Origin of the sequence: Streptomyces sp. NBC_00878, assembly GCF_026341515.1 — a bacterium.
In the GTDB taxonomy this organism is placed as follows: domain Bacteria; phylum Actinomycetota; class Actinomycetes; order Streptomycetales; family Streptomycetaceae; genus Streptomyces.
This window is the reverse complement of sequence record NZ_JAPEOK010000001.1, coordinates 1,313,613-1,334,691: the sequence shown is the minus strand read 5'-3', so window position 1 is coordinate 1,334,691 and position 21,079 is coordinate 1,313,613. Positions and strand designations below refer to the sequence as shown.

Sequence of the window (21,079 nt, the reverse complement as noted above, 5' to 3'; positions counted from 1 at the left end):
CCGAACCGGCCCTGCCGGTCTTCCCGAGGTGAGGGCCGACCGGCCCATGCGGGCGGCATCCATCCCGGTCAGGCTGGATATGTGAGGCGGCACCGGCTGGCCACAACCGGGGCCTCGCGCAGAAGCGGTCGCCACGACCGGCCGGTACACCGAGGGAAGGGATCGTCATGAAGGCACTCGTCTTCCACGGCCCCGGACAGTCCGCCTGGGAAGATGTCGCGGACCCCGGTATCCAGGACGCCACCGACGCGGTCGTCCGCGTCGACACCGTCACCATCTGCGGAACGGACCTGCACATCCTCAAGGGCGACGTACCCGAGGTACGTCCGGGAACGGTCCTCGGCCACGAGGCCGTCGGCGAGATCGTCGAGGTCGGCAGCGACGTACGCACTGTCCGTCCCGGCGACAGGGTGCTCGTCTCGTGCATCACGGCGTGCGGCCGCTGCCGCTTCTGCCGGGAGGGATCGTACGGGCAGTGCCGCGGCGGCGGAGGCTGGATCCTCGGCCACCTGATCAACGGCACGCAGGCCGAGTACGTCCGCGTGCCCCACGCAGACCTGTCCACGCACCTGCTTCCAGGCGCCTTGGAAAGCAAGGACGCCGTGCTGCTGGCCGACATCTTCCCCACGGCCTACGAAGTGGGTGTGCTGAACGGCCGGGTACGGCCCGGAGACACCGTCGCCGTCGTGGGTGCCGGTCCCATTGGCCTCGCCACGATCGCCGCCGCCCGGCTGTACACACCCGAGAGGATCATCGCGGTGGACCTCGCCCCGGCCCGGCTGGACGCGGCCAAGCACTTCGGCGCCGACGCCGTGGCCCTCGCGGGCGAGGCCGAATCGCTGGTCGCCGACCTCACCGAAGGCCTGGGGGCCGATGTGGTCGTCGAAGCGGTCGGAATCCCGGAAACCTTCGAGATGTGCACGCGCATGGTGCGGCAGGGCGGACACGTGGCCAACGTCGGTGTGCACGGCAAGCCCGCCGTGCTGCACCTCGAAGACCTGTGGATCAAGAACGTGACGATCACCACCGGGCTGGTCGACACGTCGTCCACCCCGACCCTGCTGCGCATGATGGCAGGGGGCCGCCTGCCCGCCTCGTCGATGGTCACCCACACCTTCCAGCTGGAGCAGATGGAAGAGGCGTACGACGTCTTCTCCCGTGCCGCCGACACCGGCGCGCTCAAAGTGGTCCTCGGCGGGCAGCCGCACGACGTCCTGACGGTCAGGGCGTCCTGACAGGAGGAAGTGACCGGTGATGCCGGAACACACACCACCGAACGCCGCGAACGCGGCGTCCGCGGCGGCGTACGCCGCACGGGGCGACATCGGGCGGCGCATCGCCCAGCGCCGCGGGGAACTCGGCCTGACCCGGCAGGAGACCGCCGAGCGGGCGGGTACGGTCCCCAGCTACCTCCAGTACCTGGAGGAACAGTCCACCGCCACGCCCGGCACCGGCGTCCTCATCCGGCTCGCCGACGCCCTGGAGACCACGGTTGTGGCCCTGCGCGGTGGTGACGCCGACCTGCCGCCGGGTGTCGGCCGGGCCGCTGGCCACCCGGATCTCGTGAAGCTGAGCACCGAGGAGTGCCGCGCACGGCTGTCGACGCACGGTGTCGGAAGACTCGCCATGTCCACGCCCACCGGTCCAGTTGTCGTTCCCGTGAACTACAGCGTCGTCGACGGTGCGGTCACCTTCCGGACGGCGCCCGGCACGGCGCCCGCGGCTGCCGCCGGGCAGCAGGTCGCCTTCGAGGTCGACCACATCGACGAGGCGCTCAGCCGGGGCTGGAGCGTGCTCGTGCGCGGTCGCGCCCGCGAGGTGACCGGCCCCGACGCCGTACGCCGGCTGGAGGAGCGGGCGTACAGCGGTCCATGGGCGGGCGGCGAGCGGAACACGTGGGTGTCCATCGACGCCGCCGACATCACCGGGCGCTCGATCACGGTGCGCTGATGCCGCGAGCTGTGTGAACGGAGACGCGGCCGGTACCGCCGTTATGTCGTGGGAGGGCCCGGGCCCTCCCACGACATAACGGCGGAATGCTCAGACGCGCGCCCGCGGGCGACACCGTCGGGGGCCACTCTCCGGCAGTCGTGAACCGGTGGACTCATGTCCCCGCCACCGCAGGCGCACAGCATGGGACACATACCGCTGTACCACGTGAGAGCTGGAGCGCCCGATGCACCCCAACGACGGATTCCGCGAACTCGACCGGCAGGAGTGCCTGCGCCTGTTGGCCGGGGCGCCCGTCGGCCGCATTGTCCACACCCGTCACGCCCTGCCCGCGGTCCTGCCGGTCGACTTCGCCCTGGACGGCGATTCCGCCGTGCTGCTGCGTACCGCGGCGGACTCGGAACTGTCCCGCGCTGTCGACGGTGTGGTGGTCGCCTTCGAGGCGGACGAGCTCGACGCCGTCGCGCACTCCGGCTGGAGCGTCGTCATCACCGGACACGCCACCGTGGTCACCGATACCGCCGAGCACAGGCGGCTGTCCCTGACCGGCCCGCACTCCTGGGTCGCCGCACCCGGGGAAGTCTTCGTACGCATCGAGGCCGAGCTGGTCACCGGTCGTGAACTCGTCGGCGGTCGCACGATCTACGGGGTGGACCTCTCCTCCTGAACCTCCGGGTCATGCGCCCCGCACCCGGCTGGTGCGGGGCGCGCCGCTGTCATCGATGGGCCGATCGGGACGAGGTCGTAGGGACCAACGGTCCCGCTGGGGGACAGGTGGCCACTGACCGCGGATGCTCCCGCGCAGCAGGATCGGTCCCAGATCAACTCCCCTGCTGGAACAGTCAGATGAAGGAGCACGGCCATGTCCGCGACCGAGCGAGGACCCGAACATGCCGACGGCTCGGGGGCGGTGGCCCCACCCCCCGGCGCAAAACAGGCGCTCGGACTTCCGGCGGCGACCGCGCTGGTGATCGGCAGCATCATCGGCACCGGAGTCTTCGCGCTCCCGTCGGCTCTCGCACCGTACGGGCCGATTTCGCTGGTGGCCTTCGTCGCAGTCACCCTCGGAGCCCTGGCTCTGGCGGTGACCTTCGGGTCGTTGTCCAAGCGTGTCCCGGGCAGCGGAGGCCCGTACGTGTACGCCCGAGAGGCGTTCGGCGAGTTCACCGGGTTCCTCAACGCCTGGTCGTACTGGATCACCGCCTGGGCGGGCAACGCCGCCATCGTGGTGGCCTGGGTCGGGTACGTCGAGGTGTTCGTCAACACCGGCCATCGCACCGGGACTTCGGTGCTCATTGCCCTGATCGGCCTGTGGATCCCGGCCGCGATCAACCTCACCGGCGCGAAGAACACGGGTGCCTTCCAAGTCGTCACCACCGTCCTGAAGTTCATCCCGCTGGTCTTCATGGCCTCGATCGGTCTGTTGTTCATCGACCCGGACAACTTCGGCACCTTCAACGCCAGTGGGCAGTCCGCGCTGGGCGCGATCTCGGCGGCCGCGGCCATCGCCCTGTTCAGCTACCTGGGCCTGGAAGCCGCCTCCGTGGTCGCCGGGCGGGTCCGCGAGCCCGGACGCAACGTGCCGCGCGCCACCGTGTACGGCACCCTGGCCTGCGCCGTCATCTACATCCTGGGCACCCTCGCCGTCTTCGGCACGGTCTCGCACGGCGAACTGAGCGCATCCACCGCACCGTTCACCGACGCCGCGAACAACATCTTCGGCGGGACCTGGGCGGGCGACGCCGTGGCCGTGGCCGCGATCATCTCCGGTATCGGCGCGCTGAACGGCTGGACCATGATCTGCGCCGAGATGCCGTACGCCGCTGCCCGCGACGGACTCTTCCCGGGGGCCTTCGCGAAGCTGCGCGGCGCCGGCGGCGTCCCGGTCTTCGGCATCGTGGCGTCCACCGTCCTCGCCTCGTTGATCACGGTGTTCAGCTACACGCGCTTCGAGGACGTCTTCACCAAGATCGTGCTGCTGAGCGTGCTCACCGCGGTGATCCCGTATCTGTTCTCCGCCGCCGCCCAGCTGTACTGGCTGCTGGTGCGCGGCCGGGAAAGCCTCGGCAAGCGGCGGCTCGCGCGGGACGTCACCGTTTCCGTGCTGGCGATGGCCTTCTCCTACTGGTCGATCCAGGGCAGCGGCTACCAGACCGTCTACTACGGGCTGTTCGTGCTGCTGCTGGGGCTGCCGGTCTACATCTGGCTGAAGCGTGACCGCGGTGAGTTCGGGGAAACCGCGGAGGCCTCGGCCGCCGTCACTCCGTCGGCTCCGGCTCCGGCTCCGGCCCCGGCGCCCGAGACCGAGTCCGGAGGGCGGGCGCCGGAGACCGCGACGCGTCCGCGCCGCGCGCCTCTCGGCGACCGCTCGGCGCCCGTCATCGAGCTCAACCGGATCAACCGCCGTCACCACGACTGACCTCCCGATTCGTCTCCCCCCCAACTCCCCGAGGAGCGCTCCGCCATGACCGTCTTCCACGTCGACTCCGAGGTCGGCCGGCTCCGACAGGTGATCCTGCATCGGCCCGGAGTCGAACTGTCCCGGCTGACGCCCCGCAACGTCGACGCACTGCTCTTCGACGACATCCTGTGGGCCAAGCGGGCCCGCGAGGAGCACGACGCCTTCGCCCAGGCTCTGCGCGACCAGGGCGTCCGCGTGCACTACTTCGCCGAACTGCTCGCCCGGACCCTGGACATACCGCAAGCCCGTACCTGGCTGCTGGACCAGGTGGTCACCTCGGCGACCGTCGGCCCGGCGCTGGCCGAGCCGGTACGGGAACTGTGCACCCAACTGGACGGGGAAACCCTGGCGGGCCACCTGATCGGCGGCCTGCTCAAGCACGACCTTCCGCTCGCGGCCCCGCACAGCCTGGTCTGGAACGCACTGGACTCGGAGGACTTCGCCCTCGCACCGCTGCCCAACCACCTGTTCCCGCGGGACAACTCCTGCTGGATCTACGACCGGCTCGCCGTCAATCCCATGGCCATGCCCGCCCGGCGACGCGAGAGCCTGCACGCCGCGGCGATCTACCGCTTCCACCCGATGTTCGCGGGGAACGCCAACGCCCCGATCCTGGAGGGGATTTCGGCATACGGGGGACCGGCCACCCTCGAAGGCGGCGACGTACACGTTCTCGGCAACGGGACAGTCATGGTGGGCATGGGCGAACGCACCACCACCCAGGCCGTCGAGATCCTGGCCGCCCGCCTCTTCGCGGACGGCACGGCCCGTCGGCTGATCGCAGTCCAACTCCCGTCCAGCCGCGCCTACATGCACCTCGACACCGTGCTCACGATGGTGGACCGCGACGCCTTCGCCATCTACCCGGGCCTCGCCGACTCCCTCCGCTCCTGGACCCTCCTGCCGAGCGCCGACCGTGAGTCCGGCTTCGACGTCGTACCCGACTCGGACCTTGTCACCGCCCTGGCCGAGGCCCTCGACCTGGACAAGGTCCGCATGCTCTCCGCGCCGCAGGACGTCCGGGCCGCCGAACGCGAACAGTGGGACGACGGAAGCAACTTCCTCGCCGTCGCCCCCGGAGTCGTCGTCGGCTACGAGCGGAACGTCACGACCAACACCTACCTGCGCAAACAGGGCATCGAGGTGATCACCGTCGCCGGGGCCGAACTCGGCCGGGGCCGCGGCGGCCCCCGCTGCATGAGCTGCCCTGTCGAACGCGATCCGGTCATCTGACCACACCCGCACACCGGCACACCGACACCGACACCGACACCGACAAGGACACGTCATGGCTGTCGATCTGCGAGGCCGCTCCTACCTGGGCGAACTCGACTTCACCGCACGCGAGATCCACCACCTGCTGGACCTCGCCGCCGACCTCAAGGCAGCCAAGCGCTCAGGCACCGAGCGACCCCGCCTCGCCGGCAGGAATCTTGCGCTGGTCTTCGAGAAGACCTCCACCCGCACCCGCTGCGCGTTCGAGATCGCCGCAGCCGACCAGGGCGCCGCCACCACGTATCTCGGCCCCGGCGACACCCACTTGGGCACCAAGGAGTCCGTACGCGACACCGCCCGCGTCCTCGGCCGGATGTTCGACGGCATCGAGTACCGCGGCTCTGCCCAGTCCATCGTCGCCGAACTCGCCGAACACGCCGGCGTCCCGGTCTTCAACGGCCTGACCGACACGGCCCATCCCACGCAGAGCCTGTGCGACATCCTCACCATGCGCGAGCACAGCCACAAACCCGTGACGGAGATCAGCTACTGCTATCTCGGAGACGCCCGCAACAACATGGGCAACTCGCTGCTCTCGATGGGCGCCCTGCTCGGCATGGACGTACGCATCGCCGCTCCCCGGGCGCTGTGGCCCGACCCCGGGCTGGTCACCGCCTGCCACGAGCTCGCCGCACGCAGCGGAGCCCGCATCACTCTCACCGAGGACGTCGAAACCGCCGTACGCCACGCCGACTTCCTGCACACCGACGTCTGGGTCTCCATGGGCGAGCCGGCCGAGACCTGGCGGGAGCGGATCGAGATGCTGCTCCCGTACCAGGTCAACGACAAGACGCTGGCGACGACCGGTAACCCGGACGTGCAGTTCATGCACTGCCTGCCGGCTCTGCACGACCGGCGCACCCGGCTGGGCCGCGAACTGTTCGACACCTACGGCCTGGACGGGCTCGAAGTCACCGACGAGGTCTTCTCCTCGCCCGCCTCCCTTGTCTTCGACCAGGCCGAGAACCGGCTGCACACCATCAAGGCCGTGCTCGTCGCCACCCTGGAGGACTGAACCATGCGGATTGTCGTCGCCCTGGGTGGCAACGCCCTGCTGCGCAGGGGAGAACGCCCCGATGCGGAGATCCAGCGGGCCAACATCGACCGGGCTGTCACCGCACTCGCGGCGCTCGCCCATGAGCACGATCTCGTCATCACCCACGGCAACGGGCCCCAGATCGGTCTGCTCGCTGTCGAAAGTGCCTCCGACCCCGCCCTGAGCGTCCCGTATCCGCTGGACGTTCTCGGTGCCCAGACCCAGGGGATGATCGGGTCACTGCTGGCCCGCACCCTGCGTGGTGTTCTGCCCGGGCGGCGGATCGCCTCGCTGGTCACCCACACCGTGGTCCGGGCCGACGACCCCGCCTTCGACCGTCCCACCAAGTTCGTCGGCCAGGTGTACCCCCGGGAGCGGGCCCGGTCGCTCGCCCGGGCACGCGGCTGGCACATCGCCGAGGACACCACCGGCTGGCGCCGTGTCGTGGCTTCTCCGGCTCCCGAGCGGATCGTGGAGAGCGACACCATCCACGATCTGCTCACCTGCGGCACGCTGGTCATCTGCGCCGGCGGCGGGGGCATCCCTGTCACGGCCGACAACGACACCAGCACTTTGCGGGGGGTCGAAGCCGTCATCGACAAGGACCTCACCGCGGCCCTGCTCGCCGAGGAGCTGAAGGCCGACTTCCTGCTGATCCTCACCGACGTCCCGAACGTGTACGCCGACTTCGGCACTCCGCAGCAGCGGCCCGTCCTCGACGCCACGCCCGACGAGCTGCGCCGAGGCGGCTTTCCGGACGGTTCGATGAAGCCCAAGACGGAGGCGGCCGCCCGGTTCGTCGAACGCACGGGAGGCCTGGCGGCGATCGGAGCCCTCGACGCCGCGTACGAGATCGTCCACGGAAACGCCGGCACCCTCATCCGGCCCGAACTGCCCATCGTCTAGGTGTGCCGTCTCATGAGGCGGCACACCGGGCCCTTGGTGCGGGAACCACGGGGCAGCTGTCGATGACACGGCGACGTCGTGTCGCCGCGCCGGATGCCGGATGCCGGATGCCGGGTGTCTCCTGTCCGGTGTCTGGTGCGAGAGGGCCGATCGGCCCCATCGAGGCGGGAACACCGGCCCGGACGACCTGCTTTTCCTGGGCCGATCGGCGTCGTCGAGGGCTCCCGACGGCCCTGTTCCGCGCCTGCCGCCCGGACGAGTATCGACAGCAGAGACGTCCACGGGATTCCGCGGACGCGTCATGAAGGTATGCGGAGGCAGTGATGGCGACGGTGGCACCAACCAGCGTGCAGGCACAGGCACCCGGGTCCGCGTGGCACGGTTTCACGGGCCGGCACTGGCGCGACCACATCGACGTGCGCGACTTCATCCAGGCCAACTACACCCCGTACGAAGGCGACGCAGCCTTCCTCGCCGGTCCCACGGAGCGCACCCGCACCGTGTGGCAGAAGATCGTCGCGCTGTTCCCGGAAGAGCGGCGCAGGGGCATCCTGGACGTCGACACCGCGACCCCGTCGACGATCACCTCGCACGCGCCCGGATACATCGACCGCGAGCGGGAGCTGATCGTCGGCCTGCAGACCGACGCCCCGCTGAAGCGCGCGATCATGCCGAACGGCGGCCTGCGGATGGTCGAGAACGGACTCAAGGCGTACGGCTACGCGGCCGACCCCTTCGTCACCAGGGTTTTCGGCACCTACCGCAAGACCCACAACGACGGAGTCTTCGACGCGTACACCCCCGAGATGCGCGCCGCCCGCAAGGCCGGGATCATCACCGGGCTGCCCGACTCCTACGGTCGCGGCCGGATCATCGGCGACTACCGCAGGGTGGCCCTCTACGGCACCACCCGCCTCGCGGAGGCCAAGCGTGCCGAACGCGCCCTGCTGGACGCGCGGCCCTCCACTCCGGACGTCATCCGGGACCGAGAGGAACTGGCCGAGCAGACAAGGGCGTTGGGCGAGCTGGCAGAGATGGCCGCCTCGTACGGCTGCGACGTCACCCGACCCGCCGCCACCGCGCACGAGGCCGTCCAGTGGCTCTACCTCGGCTATCTGGCCGCGGTGAAGGAGCAGAACGGCGCGGCGATGTCGCTGGGCCGCACCTCGACCTTCCTGGACGTCTACCTCCAGCGCGACCTGACCGAGGGCCGCATCGACGAGACCCGGGCCCAGGAGCTGATCGACGACTTCGTGATCAAGCTGCGGATCGTACGGTTCCTGCGCACCCCCGAGTACGACGCGCTGTTCTCCGGCGACCCGACCTGGGTGACCGAGTCCATCGGCGGCATCGGCACCGACGGACGCCCTCTGGTCACCCGTACCTCCTTCCGCTTCCTCCAGACGCTCTACAACCTCGGCCCCGCCCCGGAGCCCAACCTGACTGTGCTGTGGTCGCCCCGGCTGCCCGACGCCTTCAAGCGGTTCTGCGCCCAGGTGTCCATCGACACCAGCGCGGTCCAGTACGAGTCCGACGAGCTGATGCGCCCGTGCACCGGCGACGACACGGCGATCGCCTGCTGCGTCTCGGCGATGGCGGTCGGCCGGCAGATGCAGTTCTTCGGAGCCCGGGTGAACCTCGCCAAGGCCCTGCTGTACGCGATCAACGGCGGCCGGGACGAGATGACCGGCGAGCAGATCGGCCCCGAGACGCCCGCACTGACCGGCGAGTACCTGGAGTACGAGGAACTGTCGAAGGCGTACGACCGGATGCTTGACTGGCTGGCCGCCACCTACGTCAACACGCTCAACGTCATCCACTTCATGCACGACAAGTACGCCTACGAGCGCATCGAGATGGCGCTGCACGACCACCCCGTGCACCGCTTCATGGCCTGCGGTATCGCCGGGCTCTCGGTTGCGGCCGACAGCCTCTCGGCCGTCAAGTACGCACGGGTGAAGGTGATCCGCGACGACACCGGGCTGGCCGTGGACTACGCGACCGAGGGCGACCACCCGGCGTACGGCAACAACGACGACCGCGTCGACGCCCTCGCCGTCGAGCTGGTGAAGTCCTTCATGGCGAAGGTGCGCGCACACCCCACCTACCGCGACGCCGAGCACACCCAGTCGGTGCTGACCATCACGTCCAACGTCGTCTACGGCAAGCACACCGGGAACACACCCGACGGGCGCCGTGCCGGACAGCCCTTCGCACCCGGCGCCAACCCCATGAACGGCCGCGACCGGCACGGGGTGGCCGCCAGCGCGCTCTCGGTCGCCAAGCTCCCCTACGAGCAGGCCCGTGACGGCATCTCGCTGACCACGACGATCACCCCGGAAGGGCTGGGGCACGCGCCCGCCGAGCGCGCGAGCCATCTGGTGGGCATCCTCGACGCGTACACGGCCTCCGGCGGCTTCCACATGAACGTCAACGTCCTCGACCGGGCGACGCTGGAGGACGCAATGGAACACCCCGAGAAGTACCCGGAGCTGACCATCCGGGTCTCCGGATACGCCGTCAACTTCGTGCGCCTCACCCGCGAGCAGCAGCTCGACGTGATCAGCCGCACCTTCCACGGAACGCTGTGAGCACGGTGACGAGAACCACCGGCCGGATCCACTCCTGGGACCTGTCCACCGGCGTGGACGGCCCCGGAACCCGGTTCGTCCTCTTCGTCAACGGCTGCCCGCTGCGCTGCCTGTACTGCGCCAACCCCGACACCTGGCACATGCGGGACGGCCGGGAGGCCACCGTCGACGAAGTGATGGCGGAGATCGACAAGTACCGGGGATTCATCACGACGGCCGGGGGAGGGGTGACGATCACCGGCGGTGAGCCACTGCTCCAGCCCGCCTTCACCGCCTCGGTCCTGCGTCGCTGCAAGGAGGCGGGACTGCACACCGCCGTGGACACCTCCGGCTTCCTCGGCGTCCGGGCCACCGACGAACTCCTCGCCGACACCGACCTGGTGCTGCTCGACATCAAGGCCTTCGAGATCGCCACGTACCGGAAACTGACCGGAGGTGAACTCGCCCCCACTCTCAGCTTCGCCACCCGCCTGGACCGCCTGGGCATCCCGGTGTGGATCCGCTACGTCCTGGTCCCCGGCTGGACCGACGACCCCGAAGCGGTCGACGGACTGGCTCGCTTCGTCGCCGGCCTCGGCAACGTCGACCGCGTGGACGTCCTGCCGTTCCACAAGCTGGGCGCCTCGAAGTACGAAGCCCTGGACATCCCCTTCCCGCTGCGCGACAACCCCGTGCCCGAACCGGCATTGACCGAACGGGTTCGCGACCAGTTCAGGGAGCACGGGCTCGTGACCTACTGAGCACCGTCCCGAGCACGGCACCAGGACCGGTACGCGGCCACGGCGGTCGGCAGCGTCGGGAAGATCAGACCGGTGCCGACGGACTCGGTCAGACCGTACGCGTCCAGGTCGTCCCGCAGATCCTGTTTTACGCGGGCCAGTGCGAACACGATGTCACGCTCGGTCAGTTCGCTGCGCAGGGCGTCGACGGCGTCCAGGGCCGTGATGTCGACCTCGACATTGGCCTCGGCGTTGAGGACGAACCAGCGCACCGGGCTGTCCTGTTCGTCGACGGCGGCCAGCGCGCGGCGCCGGAAGTCCTCGGCGTTGGCGAAGAACAGCGGCGAGTCGTAGCGGTAGACGAGCAGACCGGGGATGGTGCGGGCCTCGGGATAGTCGTCCACGTCGTGCATGCCGGGCACCCCGGGGACCAGCCCTTCCACCGCGTCGTGCGGGCGGGCCACCCGGGTGAGCAGCTCCGCGACCGAGAGGCCGACGGCCACCAGAACCCCGTACAGGATGTCCAGGACCAGGACCCCGGTCAGACAGCCGAGAGCCAGGAGGAGCTCGCGGCGGCGGAAGGACGCCAGTCGGCGGAAGCCCGCCAGGTCGATCATGCGAACGGCGGCGTAGACGACCAGAGCGCCCAGTACGGCCGAGGGGGTGCGGGCCAGCAGCGGGCTGAGGAGGAGCAGGACGGCCAGGACCGCCGCGCAGGCGACGAGAGAGTAGGCCTGGGTGCGGCCGCCCGCCGACGAGGCCAGCGCCGTGCGGCTGGCGCTGCTGCTGACCGGGAAACCGTGCACCGCGCCCGCACCGAGGTTGGCGGCGCCCATGGCCAGCAACTCCTGGTTGGCGTCGAGTCGTTGGCCGGTGTCGGAATGACCGCTGAAGGCCCGTGCCGTGAGGATGACGTCGGTGTAGCCGACGAGGAGCACGCCGAGCGCGGGCAGCAGCAGGTCCGGCAGCTCGCTCAGGTCCGGCAGGGCGAACCCGGGCAGTCCCGCCGGGACTTGTCCGATCACCTTGATTCCGTACCGGTCGTCGAGGTCAAGAGTTGCCACCACGGCCGTACCGACCACCACGGCCAGTAGCGGGCCCGGGACGGTACGGGAGAACCGCGGCACGGCGAACAGGAAGGCCAGCGTGATGGCGGCGAGGACGGCGGTGGCCGGGTGGGCCTCCGGAAGGTTGTGCGCGAAGGACCACAGCTGAGGGAAGAACGCCGATCCCGTGGTCGGTACGCCGGTGAGCTTGGACAGCTGGTCCACCATCATGATCAGGGCCACGCCCGCGAGGTAGCCGACGAGGACCGGCCGGGAGAGCAGGTCCGCGACGAAGCCGAGCCGGGCCGCCCAGGCAGCCACGCACAGCAGGCCGACGGTGAACGCGAGGGCGGCCGCCAGCACGGCGTACCGGCCGGGGTCACCGGCGGCGAGCGGACCGACCACGACGGCCGTCATGAGCGCGGTCGTGGACTCGGGACCGACTGAGAGCAGCCGGGACGAGCCCAGCAGGGCGTACAGGACGAGGGCCGGCAGGATCGCCCAGAGCCCGGCAACCGGCGGCAGCCCCGCGACGCCCGCGTACGCCATGACCTGCGGCACGAGATACGCGGCCACGGTGACTCCGGCGAGCAGGTCACCACGCAGCCAGGAGCGGCGGTAGCCCGCCAGTACGGCGACTCCGGGCGCCAGACGGCGCCACCCCGGGGCGTGTCCGTCCGAGCGCTGGGCCATGGATCTCCTCCTGCCATCGGCCTCAAGGATCCACGAGTGACCGTACGGCCGCGACGGGCGGACCTGCCCGGACGCACCGCGACGTTGCCGTGTGCTCTGTGGCACAGCTCCCAACCGGCCCTGCGGAAGGGGCCGTTCAGCCCTACGGCCACGGACCTTCGGCATCGGGCGACGCCCCCTCCCGCGCCACAAGAGTGAGCGGTGTCAGGGCACAGGCCCGGCATCGTCGATTCCCTAAGGGGTCACCATCATGGCCGTCCACGAGCACCCTCACCGGCGCCCGGGCTTCCACCTGCCCTCCTGGCGTGGGCACCGGACCGCGTCCACCTCTGCGTCCGCCGTGTCGGCGAGCACCGGCACGGCCGTGCTGCGGGCCCGCGCCTTCGCGTCGCTGCGCCTGCTCACCGGATTCGCCTTCCTGTGGGCCTTCCTCGACAAGACCTTCGGCTTCGGCTACGCGACCCCGTCCGGCAAGGGGTGGATCGACGGCGGTTCGCCGACCATGGGGTTCCTGAGCGGTGTCGCCGCCGGTCCGATGGAGTCCACCTTCCACTCCTGGGCCGGTGACACCTGGGCCGACTGGCTGTTCATGGCCGGTCTGCTGGGCGTGGGGCTCGCCCTGATCGGAGGCTTCGCGCTGCGGCTCGCGGCCGTCGCGGGCGCCGCGATGATGGCGCTGATGTGGATTGCCGAGTGGCCGCCCGCACAGCATCTCTCCGACGGCGCGCCCAGCATGTCCACGAACCCGTTCGTCGACTACCACGTCATCTACGCCGTCGTCCTGATCGCCCTCGCCGTTGCCTCGGCCGGCGACACCTGGGGGGCCGGGAAGCCCTGGGCGAAGCTGCCGTTCGTGCGGCACAACGGCTGGCTGCGCTGACCACGGGAAGGGGTGCGGGGTCCCGCTCACGGCCCCGCACCCCGCGTCGAACCCGTGCGCGCAAAGGGCCGGTCGGCCCCCTTCGAGGACCTGCGGCCCCTGCACCATGACCGCTCCGGCCACGAGCCTGGAATCAGATCCCCTGTTCAGGAGGTACGTAATCATGTCGCGCACCGTCACCGTAGGCCTCGACGGTTCCCCCGAGAGCCGGGCCGCCGCCGAATGGGCGGCCCGAGAGGCAGACCTGCGCGGTCTGCCGCTGAAGATCGTCAACGTTTGGGAGCCGGTACCGGAGCCCATGGCTCAGGCCCCACTGCTCGGCGCCGAGACACAGCAGCACTGGACCGAGCGGATTCCCCGCGAGGCGGCCGACGGCATCCGGCTGCGTCACCCCGGGGTGGACGTCACTGTGGAGCAACCTTCCGGCCGGCCCGGCGACGTGCTGTCCGAGGTGGCGAAGGAATCCGAGCTGCTGGCCCTCGGCTCGCGAGGCCTGAGCGGGCTCGGCGGCTTCATGGTCGGCTCCGTCGGCCTGGCCGTCGTCGCCCACGCCGAGCGCCCCGTCGTCCTCGTACGGGCCGGGGAACAGGCCGCCGACGAGCACATGCCGGATCCGGCGGGGATTCCCTCCGCCTCGGCCCCGTACCGTCCCGTCGTCCTGGGGCTCGACACCGAAAGCCCCGACGCATCGGTGATCGAGTTCGCCTTCGAGGCCGCGGTACGCCGTGCCACCTCCCTGCGCGTCGTCCACGCCTGGAATGTGCCGCCCTACTTCGCCTACGGGGTGTCGGTGGACCCCGAGTTCGACGCCCACCTGGCCAAGCAGGACGCCGCTTCCCTGGCCGAGGTGCTGCGGCCCTGGCGGCAGAAGTTCCCGGCTGTCGAGGTCGTCGAGGTGTCCCGGTCCGGCAAGCCCGCCAACCACCTGGTGGACGCCTCGCACGAGGCCTCCCTGATCGTCGTCGGACGTCGGATCCGCCGATCCCCGATCGGCGCCCACATAGGGCCGGTCGCCCACGCGGTGCTCCACCACGCCACCGCCCCCGTCGCCGTCGTCCCGCACGCCTGACCACCCGAGGAGAGACAGACCATGAAGGCAGCAGTCGTACGAGCGTTCGGTGAGCCCCTGGTCATCGAGGAGCGCCCCGACCCCGAGCCCGGCCCCGGCCAGGTCCGCATCCGGATCGAGGCCTCCGGGCTGTGCCACACCGACATCCACGCGGCCCACGGCGACTGGCCGGTCAAGCCGAGTCCGCCGTTCGTCCCCGGCCACGAGGGCGTCGGCCTCGTGGAGGCCCTCGGCGACGGCGTCACCCACCTCGACCTCGGGCAACGGGTCGCCGTTCCCTGGCTGGGCAGGGCGTGCGGGCGGTGCGAGCACTGCCTGTCCGGCTGGGAGACGCTGTGCGAGCAGCAGATCAACACCGGCTACGGATGCGACGGCGGCTACGCGGAGAAGATGATCGCCTGGGCCGACTTCGCCCAGCCGGTGCCCGAGGGAATCTCCCCGCAGGACGCCGCGCCGCTGACCTGCGCCGGCGTCACCACGTACAAGGCGCTGAAGGTCGCCCACGTGCGTCCCGCCCAACTGGTGGCGATCTCCGGTGTCGGCGGTCTCGGACACCTCGCCGTGCAGTACGCCAAGATCGCCGGCGCGACGGTGGCGGCCATCGACGTCACGGACGCCAAGCTGGAACTCGCCCGCGAACTCGGCGCGGACATCCTGATCGACGCCCGCAAGGAGGACCCGGCCGAGGCGCTCCAGCGGCACGGCGGCGCACACACCGCGCTGGCCTGCGCCGTCAACGAGGCCGCGTTCGCCGCCGCGTACGGCGGGCTGCGGCGCGGCGGCAAGCTCGTCATGGTCGCGCTCCCCGCGGACGGCACCATCCAACTGCCGATCTTCGACACCGTCCTCAAGGGCATCAGCGTCATCGGCTCCATCGTGGGCACCCGCCAGGACCTCGACGAGGTGTTCCGGCTCCACGCCGCCGGCCGCACCCGGGTGATCTCCGTTTCCCGCCCGCTGGCCTCGGTCAACGAGTCCTTCGACGACGTCCTGCACGGCCAGGTCGACGCCCGGATCGTCTTCGACTTCCCCGAGGGGAGGTGACGGGGACGGAGCCGGCGTGAGGTGGGCCCCGTCGCCGTCGTACCGCAGAGGGTGTGACCACCGGGGCCGGCTCAGAGACTCGCCGCGTGATCGGGGACGTACGTCTGCAGATCGCGCGGCGGGCGCTGATAGCCGGTCGACGGCGGCCGGGCCGGCAGCTCCAGCACCGGCGGCGGCACCTCGTGGTACGGCACGGAGCCGAGCAGATGGGCGATCATGTTCAGCCGCGCCCGGCGCTTGTCGTCGCTCTCCACGACGAACCACGGGGCATCCGAGATGTCCGTGTGCACCAGCATCTCGTCCTTCGCCCGGGAGTACGCCTCCCATCGGGTGATCGACTCCAGATCCATCGGCGAGAGCTTCCAGCGCCGCGTCGGATCCTTCAGCCGCTGCCGGAACCGCTTCTGCTGCTCGGTGTCGCTCACCGAGAACCAGTACTTGCGCAGCAGGATCCCTTCCTCCACCAGCATCCGTTCGAAGATCGGGCACTGGCGGAGGAAGAGCTGGTACTCCTCCTTGGTGCAGAAGCCCATGACGTGCTCGACACCGGCGCGGTTGTACCAGCTGCGGTCGAGCAGCACGATCTCCCCGGCGGCGGGCAGATGCTCGACGTACCGCTGGAAGTACCACTGGGTGCGCTCGCGCTCGGTCGGCTTGGGCAGTGCCACGGTCCGTGCGACTCGCGGGTTGAGGTGCTCCGAGACCCGTTTGATCGTGCCGCCCTTGCCCGCCGCGTCCCGCCCCTCGAAGACCACCACGAGCCGGGCACCCTCGGCCCGAACCCACTCCTGAAGCTTCACCAGCTCCGTCTGCAGCCGCAGCAGCTCCTGCTCGTACGCCGCCCGCGGTACCTTCGGCGTCTTCTTGCCGGCCATGTCGTCTCCTCGCACTCGATGACGACAGTCTCCATCAGGAAGGTACGACCACCACCGGGCACTCGGCGTGATCCACCACCGCATGCAGGGTAGGGCCGAGCGACGTACCGGTCCGTCCCACAACCAGCAGTTCGGCGCATGCCGATGCCTGGACCAGGGCGGAAGACGGACTCTTGAGACGTACGTCTTCGTGGACGCGGACGTGCGGATGCTTCTCCCGCCACGGTCCTAGTACGTCCGAGAGCTGCTGGACCTCCTGGTCCTCCCAGGCGCCCCGGTCCTCCTCGGGCAGGGCGAACGGCATCCATCGCGCCGCCGGGGACGGCAGCCGCCAGGCGTGGACCACGAGCAGCAGCGCCCCGCGCCGCTCCGCGGCGTCGAACGCGAAGTCCAGTGCGGCGGCCGCCGGCCGACGAGCGTCGATGCCGACCGTCACCGCGTGGGGTCGCCGACCGCCGGGGGCGGGACGGTCGGGGACGAGCACCACCGGCAGGTTCCCGAGCGCGGCGACACCGTGTGCCACGGAGCCGACGGCCAGTCCCGTGAAGCCTCCCGCACCGCGCATACCGAGAACCATGAGGTCGGCCCGCGTCCCCACGGACAGCAGCGCCGGCACGGTCTCTCCGGTGAGGCCGACGCTTTCGATCCGCAGCGCCGGGTGATGTCCGGCCAGTACCTTCACCCACGCGTCCGGGGTGGGTTCAGGGCAGTACGGCCATATCGCGAGTGCCTCCTCGGCGGACAGCGACGAGACATGCGCGACCCGCAGCGGCAGGCCACGCAACCCCGCCTCGCCCACCGCCCAGTCGACCGCGACGCGACTGCACGCAGAGCCGTCGATGCCGACAACGATCGTTCGCTCCATGGCGGTTCACCCTTCTGGCACACGGGAGTCCTTGCGTCCACGGTCCGCCACGGCACTGCCCGGTTCACAGAGGCCATACGGATCCGAACGGAGCCCAATGGCCCCTCGGCCTTCCCCATCCGGACAGGACTCAGGGCCGACCGGCCCAGAAGCCGACCCCGGACAGCCCCTGGGGTGAGTGCCGGGTCCGCCGGATGCTCGAACTGTCGAGAGGCTGGAGGAGGACCAAGATGACGGACGGCAAGCACGGCCCCCACACGGTTCACGCACTGCTCGCGGACGGGACCACGGTGTGCATACGCCCCGTGGAGCCCGGCGATCATGAACCCCTCCAGGGGCTGTACGAGGAGATGTCCCCGGAGAATCTCCGGCTGCGGTTCTTCGCTGCCAGCCGCAGGTCCGCCGAGATGGCGGCCGACCGCGCCTGCGCACCGCCCCGCCCCGGATACCGTGCGCTCCTCGCCGAGGCGCAGCAGCAGGTGATCGGCCTGGCCGAGTACGAGACCGGCGAGGACCCGGGCCGGGCGGAGATCTCGATCGCGGTGGCCGACGGACTCCACCACCGGGGCGTCGGCACGCTTCTCGTCGAGCATCTGGTCTCGGCCGCCCGCGCCGAAGGCATCACCGCTTTCACGGCCGACGCCCTCGCGGAGAATCACGAAGTGCTCCAGGTCTTCGCCGACCTCGGACTGCGCACGGCCCGCCACTTCGAGGGCCCGGAAGTGCGCTGCACCATCGAACTCGAAGAGGTCGAGACATATCTGTCGGCGGTGGAGGCACGCGGCCGGGCCGCCGCCGTGGCCAGCCTCGGCCCCCTGCTGAGGCCGGACTCGATCGCCGTGATCGGCGCCGGACGCAGGCCCGGATCGGTGGGCCGTGCCCTTCTCCACCATCTGCGCACGGGCGGCTTCACACGGCGCCTGTTCGCGGTGAACCCGAGCGTCACCTCGCTGCTCGGCGTGCCGTCGTATCCATCGGTCGGCGCGCTGCCCAAGGTCCCGGACCTCGCGGTTCTCGCGGTGCCCGCGGCGGCGGTACCCGCCACCGCCGAGGAGTGCGGCAAGACCGGCGTACGGGCGCTGCTCGTCGTCTCGGCGGGGCTCGACAGCGATGAGGCGCAGGCGCTGCTGGCCGCGTGCCGGGCCTACGGCATGCGGCTCGTCGGGCCCAACTGCCTGGGAGTTTCCAACACGGATCCGGCCCTCTCCCTCGACGCGACCTTCGCCGCCGATCATCCGAGTCCCGGCACGGCGGGTGTCGCCGTGCAGTCCGGCGGCGTCGGTATCGCCCTGCTCGACGGTCTTTCCCGGCTCGGCGTCGGGGTCTCGACCTTCGCCTCGCTCGGCGACAAGTACGACGTCAGCGGCAACGACATGCTCCAGTGGTGGGAGAGCGACGGGCGCACCGACCTCGCCCTGCTGCACCTGGAGTCCTTCGGGAACCCGCGGGCGTTCTCCCGCACGTCCCGGCGCGTGACCCGGCGGATGCCGGTGCTCACCGTCGACGCGGGCCGCACCGACGCGGGCCGACGTGCCGCCGCCTCGCACACCGCGGCCGCCGCGACCCGGACCATGACGCGCCAGGCGCTGTTCACCCAGGCGGGCATCACCGCCACCGGGTCGGTCGGTGAACTCCTCGAAACCGCCGCCCTGTTGCACTCCCAGCCGCTCCCGGCCGGCACCCGTGTCGCGATCGTCACCAACGCGGGCGGCGCGGGCGTCCTGGCCGCCGACGCCTGCGCGGAGGCCGGACTGTCCCTGCCCCCGCTCACCCCCGAGGTGATCGACGACCTCCTCGCCGTCCTGCCCGAAGGCGCGGCCGTCGGCAACCCCGTCGACGCCACGGCGGCGGTGACGGAAGAGCAGCTCAAGGACTGCGTGGAGCGGATGGTGCGGTACCCGGGCATCGACGCCGTCCTGCTGGCCCTCGTCCCCACGGCCGTCGCCGCCGCGACAGGTGACAACCTCGTCCGGGCCCTCACGGACGGCCCCGGACGCCGCGCCCGCACGGTGGCCGTCGTACGGCTGGAACAGGACCTGCCCGTCAAGCTGCTGCCCGCCACAGAAGGCGGCGCCGTCCCCTCGTACGCCGAACCGGGGGCAGCCGCCGCCGCGTTGGCCCACGCGGCCCGGCGCTCGGCATGGCTGAGCCGGCCGACCGGCACGATCCCCGTTCTCGAAGGCGTCGACACGAGCCGCGCGCACGCGGTCGCCGAGACCTTCCTCGCCGCCCACCCGGACGGCGGCTGGCTCGACCCGCGCACCTGCGCCGAACTCCTCGCCTGCTACGACATCCCGCAACTGGCCTGGGCCTGGGCGGAGACCGAGGACGACGCGGTCATCGCCGCCGAGCGGCTGCGCGGCCCCGACGGACGCGTGGTCATGAAGGCCCACTGGCCCGGCCTGCTGCACAAGAGCGAACAGCACGCCCTCCATCTCGACCTCCAGGGAGACTCCCAAGTGCGGGCCGCCTTCCGGGACTTGGAGACGCGATTCGCGGGGCTCATGACCGGAGTGGTCGTCCAGCCGCTCGCCGCACGCGGCACCGAACTGTTCGCCGGCGTCGTGCAGGACGAGGTCTTCGGCCCGCTGGTGCTGTTCGGGCTCGGCGGTACCGCGACCGAAGTGCTGGCCGACCACGCCGCCCGCCTCGCCCCGCTCACGGATCACGACGTGCACGACCTGATCACCGCGCCGCGCTGTGCACCGCTGCTGTTCGGCGCGCACGGCAACGGCCCCGTCGACCTCGAAGGCCTCGAACAACTGCTGCTGCGCCTGTCCCGCATGGCGAGCGACCTGCCGCAGCTCGCCGAGGCCGACTTCAACCCCGTCCTTGCCACGCCCGGCCACGTCACCGTGCTCGACGCGCGGGTACGCCTGCTGCCGCGCCGGGCCCAGGACCCCTATCTGCGCCGACTGCGCTGAGGAGGAACGACATGAAGCACAGCAGGATCGGCACCGTCATGACGGCCGACGTCGTCCGCGCCGAGTACGGCACCCCGTTCAAGGAGGTGGCTCGGCTGCTCGCCGACCACCGCATCAGCGGACTGCCCGTGGTCGACGAGGACGAGAAGGTCATCGGGGTGATCTCCGAGACCGACCTGATGGCCCGGCAGTCGCAGGACCCCGGTCCAGGGCGCCGCTTCCGGCTCGCGGCTCTGAACCGCGGTGCCCGGAGGCAGGCGGCGAAGGCTCATGCCCGAACGGCCGGCCGGTTGATGTCCCAGCCACCCGTCACCGTGCACGCCGAGGACACCATCGCCGAGGCCGCCCGGACCATGGCGCGGCATCGCGTGGAGCGGCTGCCCGTCGTGGACGAGGAGGACCGGCTCGTCGGCATCGTCACCAGGCGCGACCTGCTCCAGGTCTTCCTGCGCCCGGACGCCGACATCCGCCACGAGGTGATCGAGGAGGTCCTGGTCCGCACGCTGTGGCTGGCGCCCCGGAGCATCACGATCACCGTGACGGAGGGCGTGGTCACGCTCGCGGGTCACATGGAGCGCAAGAGCGAGACGGAGATCGCCGTCGCCATGACAAAACACATCGACGGAGTGGTCGCGGTGGTCGACAGGCTCACCTACCGGCTCGACGACGCGCGCATCAGGCCGGACGAGCAGGTACTGCACGGAGTCACCGAGGACTGGCTGCGACGACTGTGAGAGGAGGCGGA

Annotated in this window: 17 protein-coding genes; 14 read left to right on the top strand and 3 right to left on the bottom strand. The window is 70.7% G+C overall.

Annotated elements, in window-relative coordinates; genetic code table 11:
* Window positions 1-167: 167 nt before the first annotated feature.
* From OHA11_RS05325 to pflA, 9 genes are all read left to right on the top strand, one after another.
* Window positions 168-1,235, top strand: coding sequence for a zinc-dependent alcohol dehydrogenase family protein (locus OHA11_RS05325; RefSeq protein WP_266492476.1), 1,068 nt, complete (start codon window positions 168-170; stop codon window positions 1,233-1,235).
* Window positions 1,236-1,254: 19 nt separating this feature from the next.
* Complete coding sequence (locus tag OHA11_RS05320) at window positions 1,255-1,950, top strand: pyridoxamine 5'-phosphate oxidase family protein (RefSeq protein ID WP_266492474.1); 696 nt, start codon at window positions 1,255-1,257, stop codon at window positions 1,948-1,950.
* A 226-nt stretch (window positions 1,951-2,176) separates the two neighbouring features.
* Window positions 2,177-2,617, top strand: coding sequence for a pyridoxamine 5'-phosphate oxidase family protein (locus tag OHA11_RS05315; RefSeq protein ID WP_266492471.1), 441 nt, complete (start codon window positions 2,177-2,179; stop codon window positions 2,615-2,617).
* A gap of 195 nt (window positions 2,618-2,812) precedes the next feature.
* On the top strand, window positions 2,813-4,369 hold the full coding sequence (locus tag OHA11_RS05310; RefSeq protein ID WP_266492469.1) for an APC family permease: 1,557 nt from the start codon (window positions 2,813-2,815) through the stop codon (window positions 4,367-4,369).
* Between the two features lie 45 nt (window positions 4,370-4,414).
* Window positions 4,415-5,644, top strand: coding sequence for an arginine deiminase (locus OHA11_RS05305; protein ID WP_266492466.1), 1,230 nt, complete (start codon window positions 4,415-4,417; stop codon window positions 5,642-5,644).
* Window positions 5,645-5,699: 55 nt separating this feature from the next.
* On the top strand, window positions 5,700-6,701 hold the full coding sequence (argF, locus tag OHA11_RS05300) for an ornithine carbamoyltransferase (protein ID WP_266492465.1): 1,002 nt from the start codon (window positions 5,700-5,702) through the stop codon (window positions 6,699-6,701).
* 3 nt (window positions 6,702-6,704) lie between these two features.
* The gene (locus OHA11_RS05295; RefSeq protein WP_266492464.1) at window positions 6,705-7,628 is read left to right on the top strand and encodes a carbamate kinase; all 924 of its coding nucleotides are present in this window, start codon (window positions 6,705-6,707) and stop codon (window positions 7,626-7,628) included.
* Between the two features lie 323 nt (window positions 7,629-7,951).
* Window positions 7,952-10,219: a formate C-acetyltransferase gene (pflB, locus tag OHA11_RS05290; RefSeq protein ID WP_266492461.1), complete on the top strand. Its 2,268-nt coding sequence runs from the start codon at window positions 7,952-7,954 to the stop codon at window positions 10,217-10,219.
* On the top strand, window positions 10,216-10,959 hold the full coding sequence (pflA, locus tag OHA11_RS05285; RefSeq protein WP_266492459.1) for a pyruvate formate-lyase-activating protein: 744 nt from the start codon (window positions 10,216-10,218) through the stop codon (window positions 10,957-10,959). Before pflB ends, pflA begins: the two co-directional genes overlap by 4 nt.
* Here pflA and OHA11_RS05280 read toward each other — a convergent pair.
* The gene (locus OHA11_RS05280; protein ID WP_266492457.1) at window positions 10,953-12,677 is read right to left on the bottom strand and encodes a SulP family inorganic anion transporter; all 1,725 of its coding nucleotides are present in this window, start codon (window positions 12,675-12,677) and stop codon (window positions 10,953-10,955) included. The two genes, pflA and OHA11_RS05280, sit on opposite strands and share 7 nt — an antisense overlap.
* A 250-nt stretch (window positions 12,678-12,927) precedes the next feature.
* On the opposite strand from OHA11_RS05280, the gene OHA11_RS05275 reads away from it, so the two are divergent.
* The 3 genes from OHA11_RS05275 (at window position 12,928) to adhP (ending at window position 15,670) form a co-directional block, all read left to right on the top strand.
* A complete protein-coding gene (locus OHA11_RS05275) occupies window positions 12,928-13,557 on the top strand; it encodes a hypothetical protein (protein WP_266492455.1) in 630 nt (209 codons plus the stop codon).
* Between the two features lie 163 nt (window positions 13,558-13,720).
* The gene (locus OHA11_RS05270; protein ID WP_266492453.1) at window positions 13,721-14,626 is read left to right on the top strand and encodes a universal stress protein; all 906 of its coding nucleotides are present in this window, start codon (window positions 13,721-13,723) and stop codon (window positions 14,624-14,626) included.
* A 21-nt stretch (window positions 14,627-14,647) separates the two neighbouring features.
* Window positions 14,648-15,670, top strand: a complete 1,023-nt coding sequence (adhP, locus tag OHA11_RS05265; protein WP_266492450.1) for an alcohol dehydrogenase AdhP — start codon at window positions 14,648-14,650, stop codon at window positions 15,668-15,670.
* Between the two features lie 71 nt (window positions 15,671-15,741).
* On the opposite strand, the gene ppk2 is transcribed toward adhP, so the two are convergent.
* Together ppk2 and OHA11_RS05255 are read right to left on the bottom strand one after the other, a co-directional pair.
* Window positions 15,742-16,545, bottom strand: a complete 804-nt coding sequence (ppk2, locus tag OHA11_RS05260; RefSeq protein WP_266492448.1) for a polyphosphate kinase 2 — start codon at window positions 16,543-16,545, stop codon at window positions 15,742-15,744.
* 34 nt (window positions 16,546-16,579) lie between these two features.
* Window positions 16,580-17,410 (bottom strand): universal stress protein, encoded by an 831-nt coding sequence (locus tag OHA11_RS05255; protein WP_266492446.1) that lies wholly within the window; start codon window positions 17,408-17,410, stop codon window positions 16,580-16,582.
* A gap of 230 nt (window positions 17,411-17,640) precedes the next feature.
* Here OHA11_RS05255 and OHA11_RS05250 point away from each other — a divergent pair, with 230 nt between their 5' ends.
* A complete protein-coding gene (locus tag OHA11_RS05250) occupies window positions 17,641-20,334 on the top strand; it encodes a bifunctional GNAT family N-acetyltransferase/acetate--CoA ligase family protein (protein WP_266492443.1) in 2,694 nt (897 codons plus the stop codon).
* A gap of 11 nt (window positions 20,335-20,345) precedes the next feature.
* Entirely contained in the window at window positions 20,346-21,068 is a 723-nt protein-coding gene (locus tag OHA11_RS05245; protein WP_266492441.1) for a CBS domain-containing protein, read from the top strand.
* Window positions 21,069-21,079: the final 11 nt, after the last annotated feature.

Excerpts from the sequence above, each read along its gene's own strand:
- OHA11_RS05325 (WP_266492476.1), top strand. The coding sequence starts at position 168 with ATGAAGGCACTCGTCTTCCACGGCCCCGGACAGTCCGCCTGGGAAGAT.
- OHA11_RS05320 (WP_266492474.1), top strand. The coding sequence starts at position 1,255 with ATGCCGGAACACACACCACCGAACGCCGCGAACGCGGCGTCCGCGGCG.
- OHA11_RS05315 (WP_266492471.1), top strand. The coding sequence starts at position 2,177 with ATGCACCCCAACGACGGATTCCGCGAACTCGACCGGCAGGAGTGCCTG.
- OHA11_RS05310 (WP_266492469.1), top strand. The coding sequence starts at position 2,813 with ATGTCCGCGACCGAGCGAGGACCCGAACATGCCGACGGCTCGGGGGCG.
- OHA11_RS05305 (WP_266492466.1), top strand. The coding sequence starts at position 4,415 with ATGACCGTCTTCCACGTCGACTCCGAGGTCGGCCGGCTCCGACAGGTG.
- argF (WP_266492465.1), top strand. The coding sequence starts at position 5,700 with ATGGCTGTCGATCTGCGAGGCCGCTCCTACCTGGGCGAACTCGACTTC.
- OHA11_RS05295 (WP_266492464.1), top strand. The coding sequence starts at position 6,705 with ATGCGGATTGTCGTCGCCCTGGGTGGCAACGCCCTGCTGCGCAGGGGA.
- pflB (WP_266492461.1), top strand. The coding sequence starts at position 7,952 with ATGGCGACGGTGGCACCAACCAGCGTGCAGGCACAGGCACCCGGGTCC.
- OHA11_RS05280 (WP_266492457.1), bottom strand. The coding sequence starts at position 12,677 with ATGGCCCAGCGCTCGGACGGACACGCCCCGGGGTGGCGCCGTCTGGCG.
- OHA11_RS05275 (WP_266492455.1), top strand. The coding sequence starts at position 12,928 with ATGGCCGTCCACGAGCACCCTCACCGGCGCCCGGGCTTCCACCTGCCC.
- OHA11_RS05270 (WP_266492453.1), top strand. The coding sequence starts at position 13,721 with ATGTCGCGCACCGTCACCGTAGGCCTCGACGGTTCCCCCGAGAGCCGG.
- adhP (WP_266492450.1), top strand. The coding sequence starts at position 14,648 with ATGAAGGCAGCAGTCGTACGAGCGTTCGGTGAGCCCCTGGTCATCGAG.
- ppk2 (WP_266492448.1), bottom strand. The coding sequence starts at position 16,545 with ATGGCCGGCAAGAAGACGCCGAAGGTACCGCGGGCGGCGTACGAGCAG.
- OHA11_RS05255 (WP_266492446.1), bottom strand. The coding sequence starts at position 17,410 with ATGGAGCGAACGATCGTTGTCGGCATCGACGGCTCTGCGTGCAGTCGC.
- OHA11_RS05250 (WP_266492443.1), top strand. The coding sequence starts at position 17,641 with ATGACGGACGGCAAGCACGGCCCCCACACGGTTCACGCACTGCTCGCG.
- OHA11_RS05245 (WP_266492441.1), top strand. The coding sequence starts at position 20,346 with ATGAAGCACAGCAGGATCGGCACCGTCATGACGGCCGACGTCGTCCGC.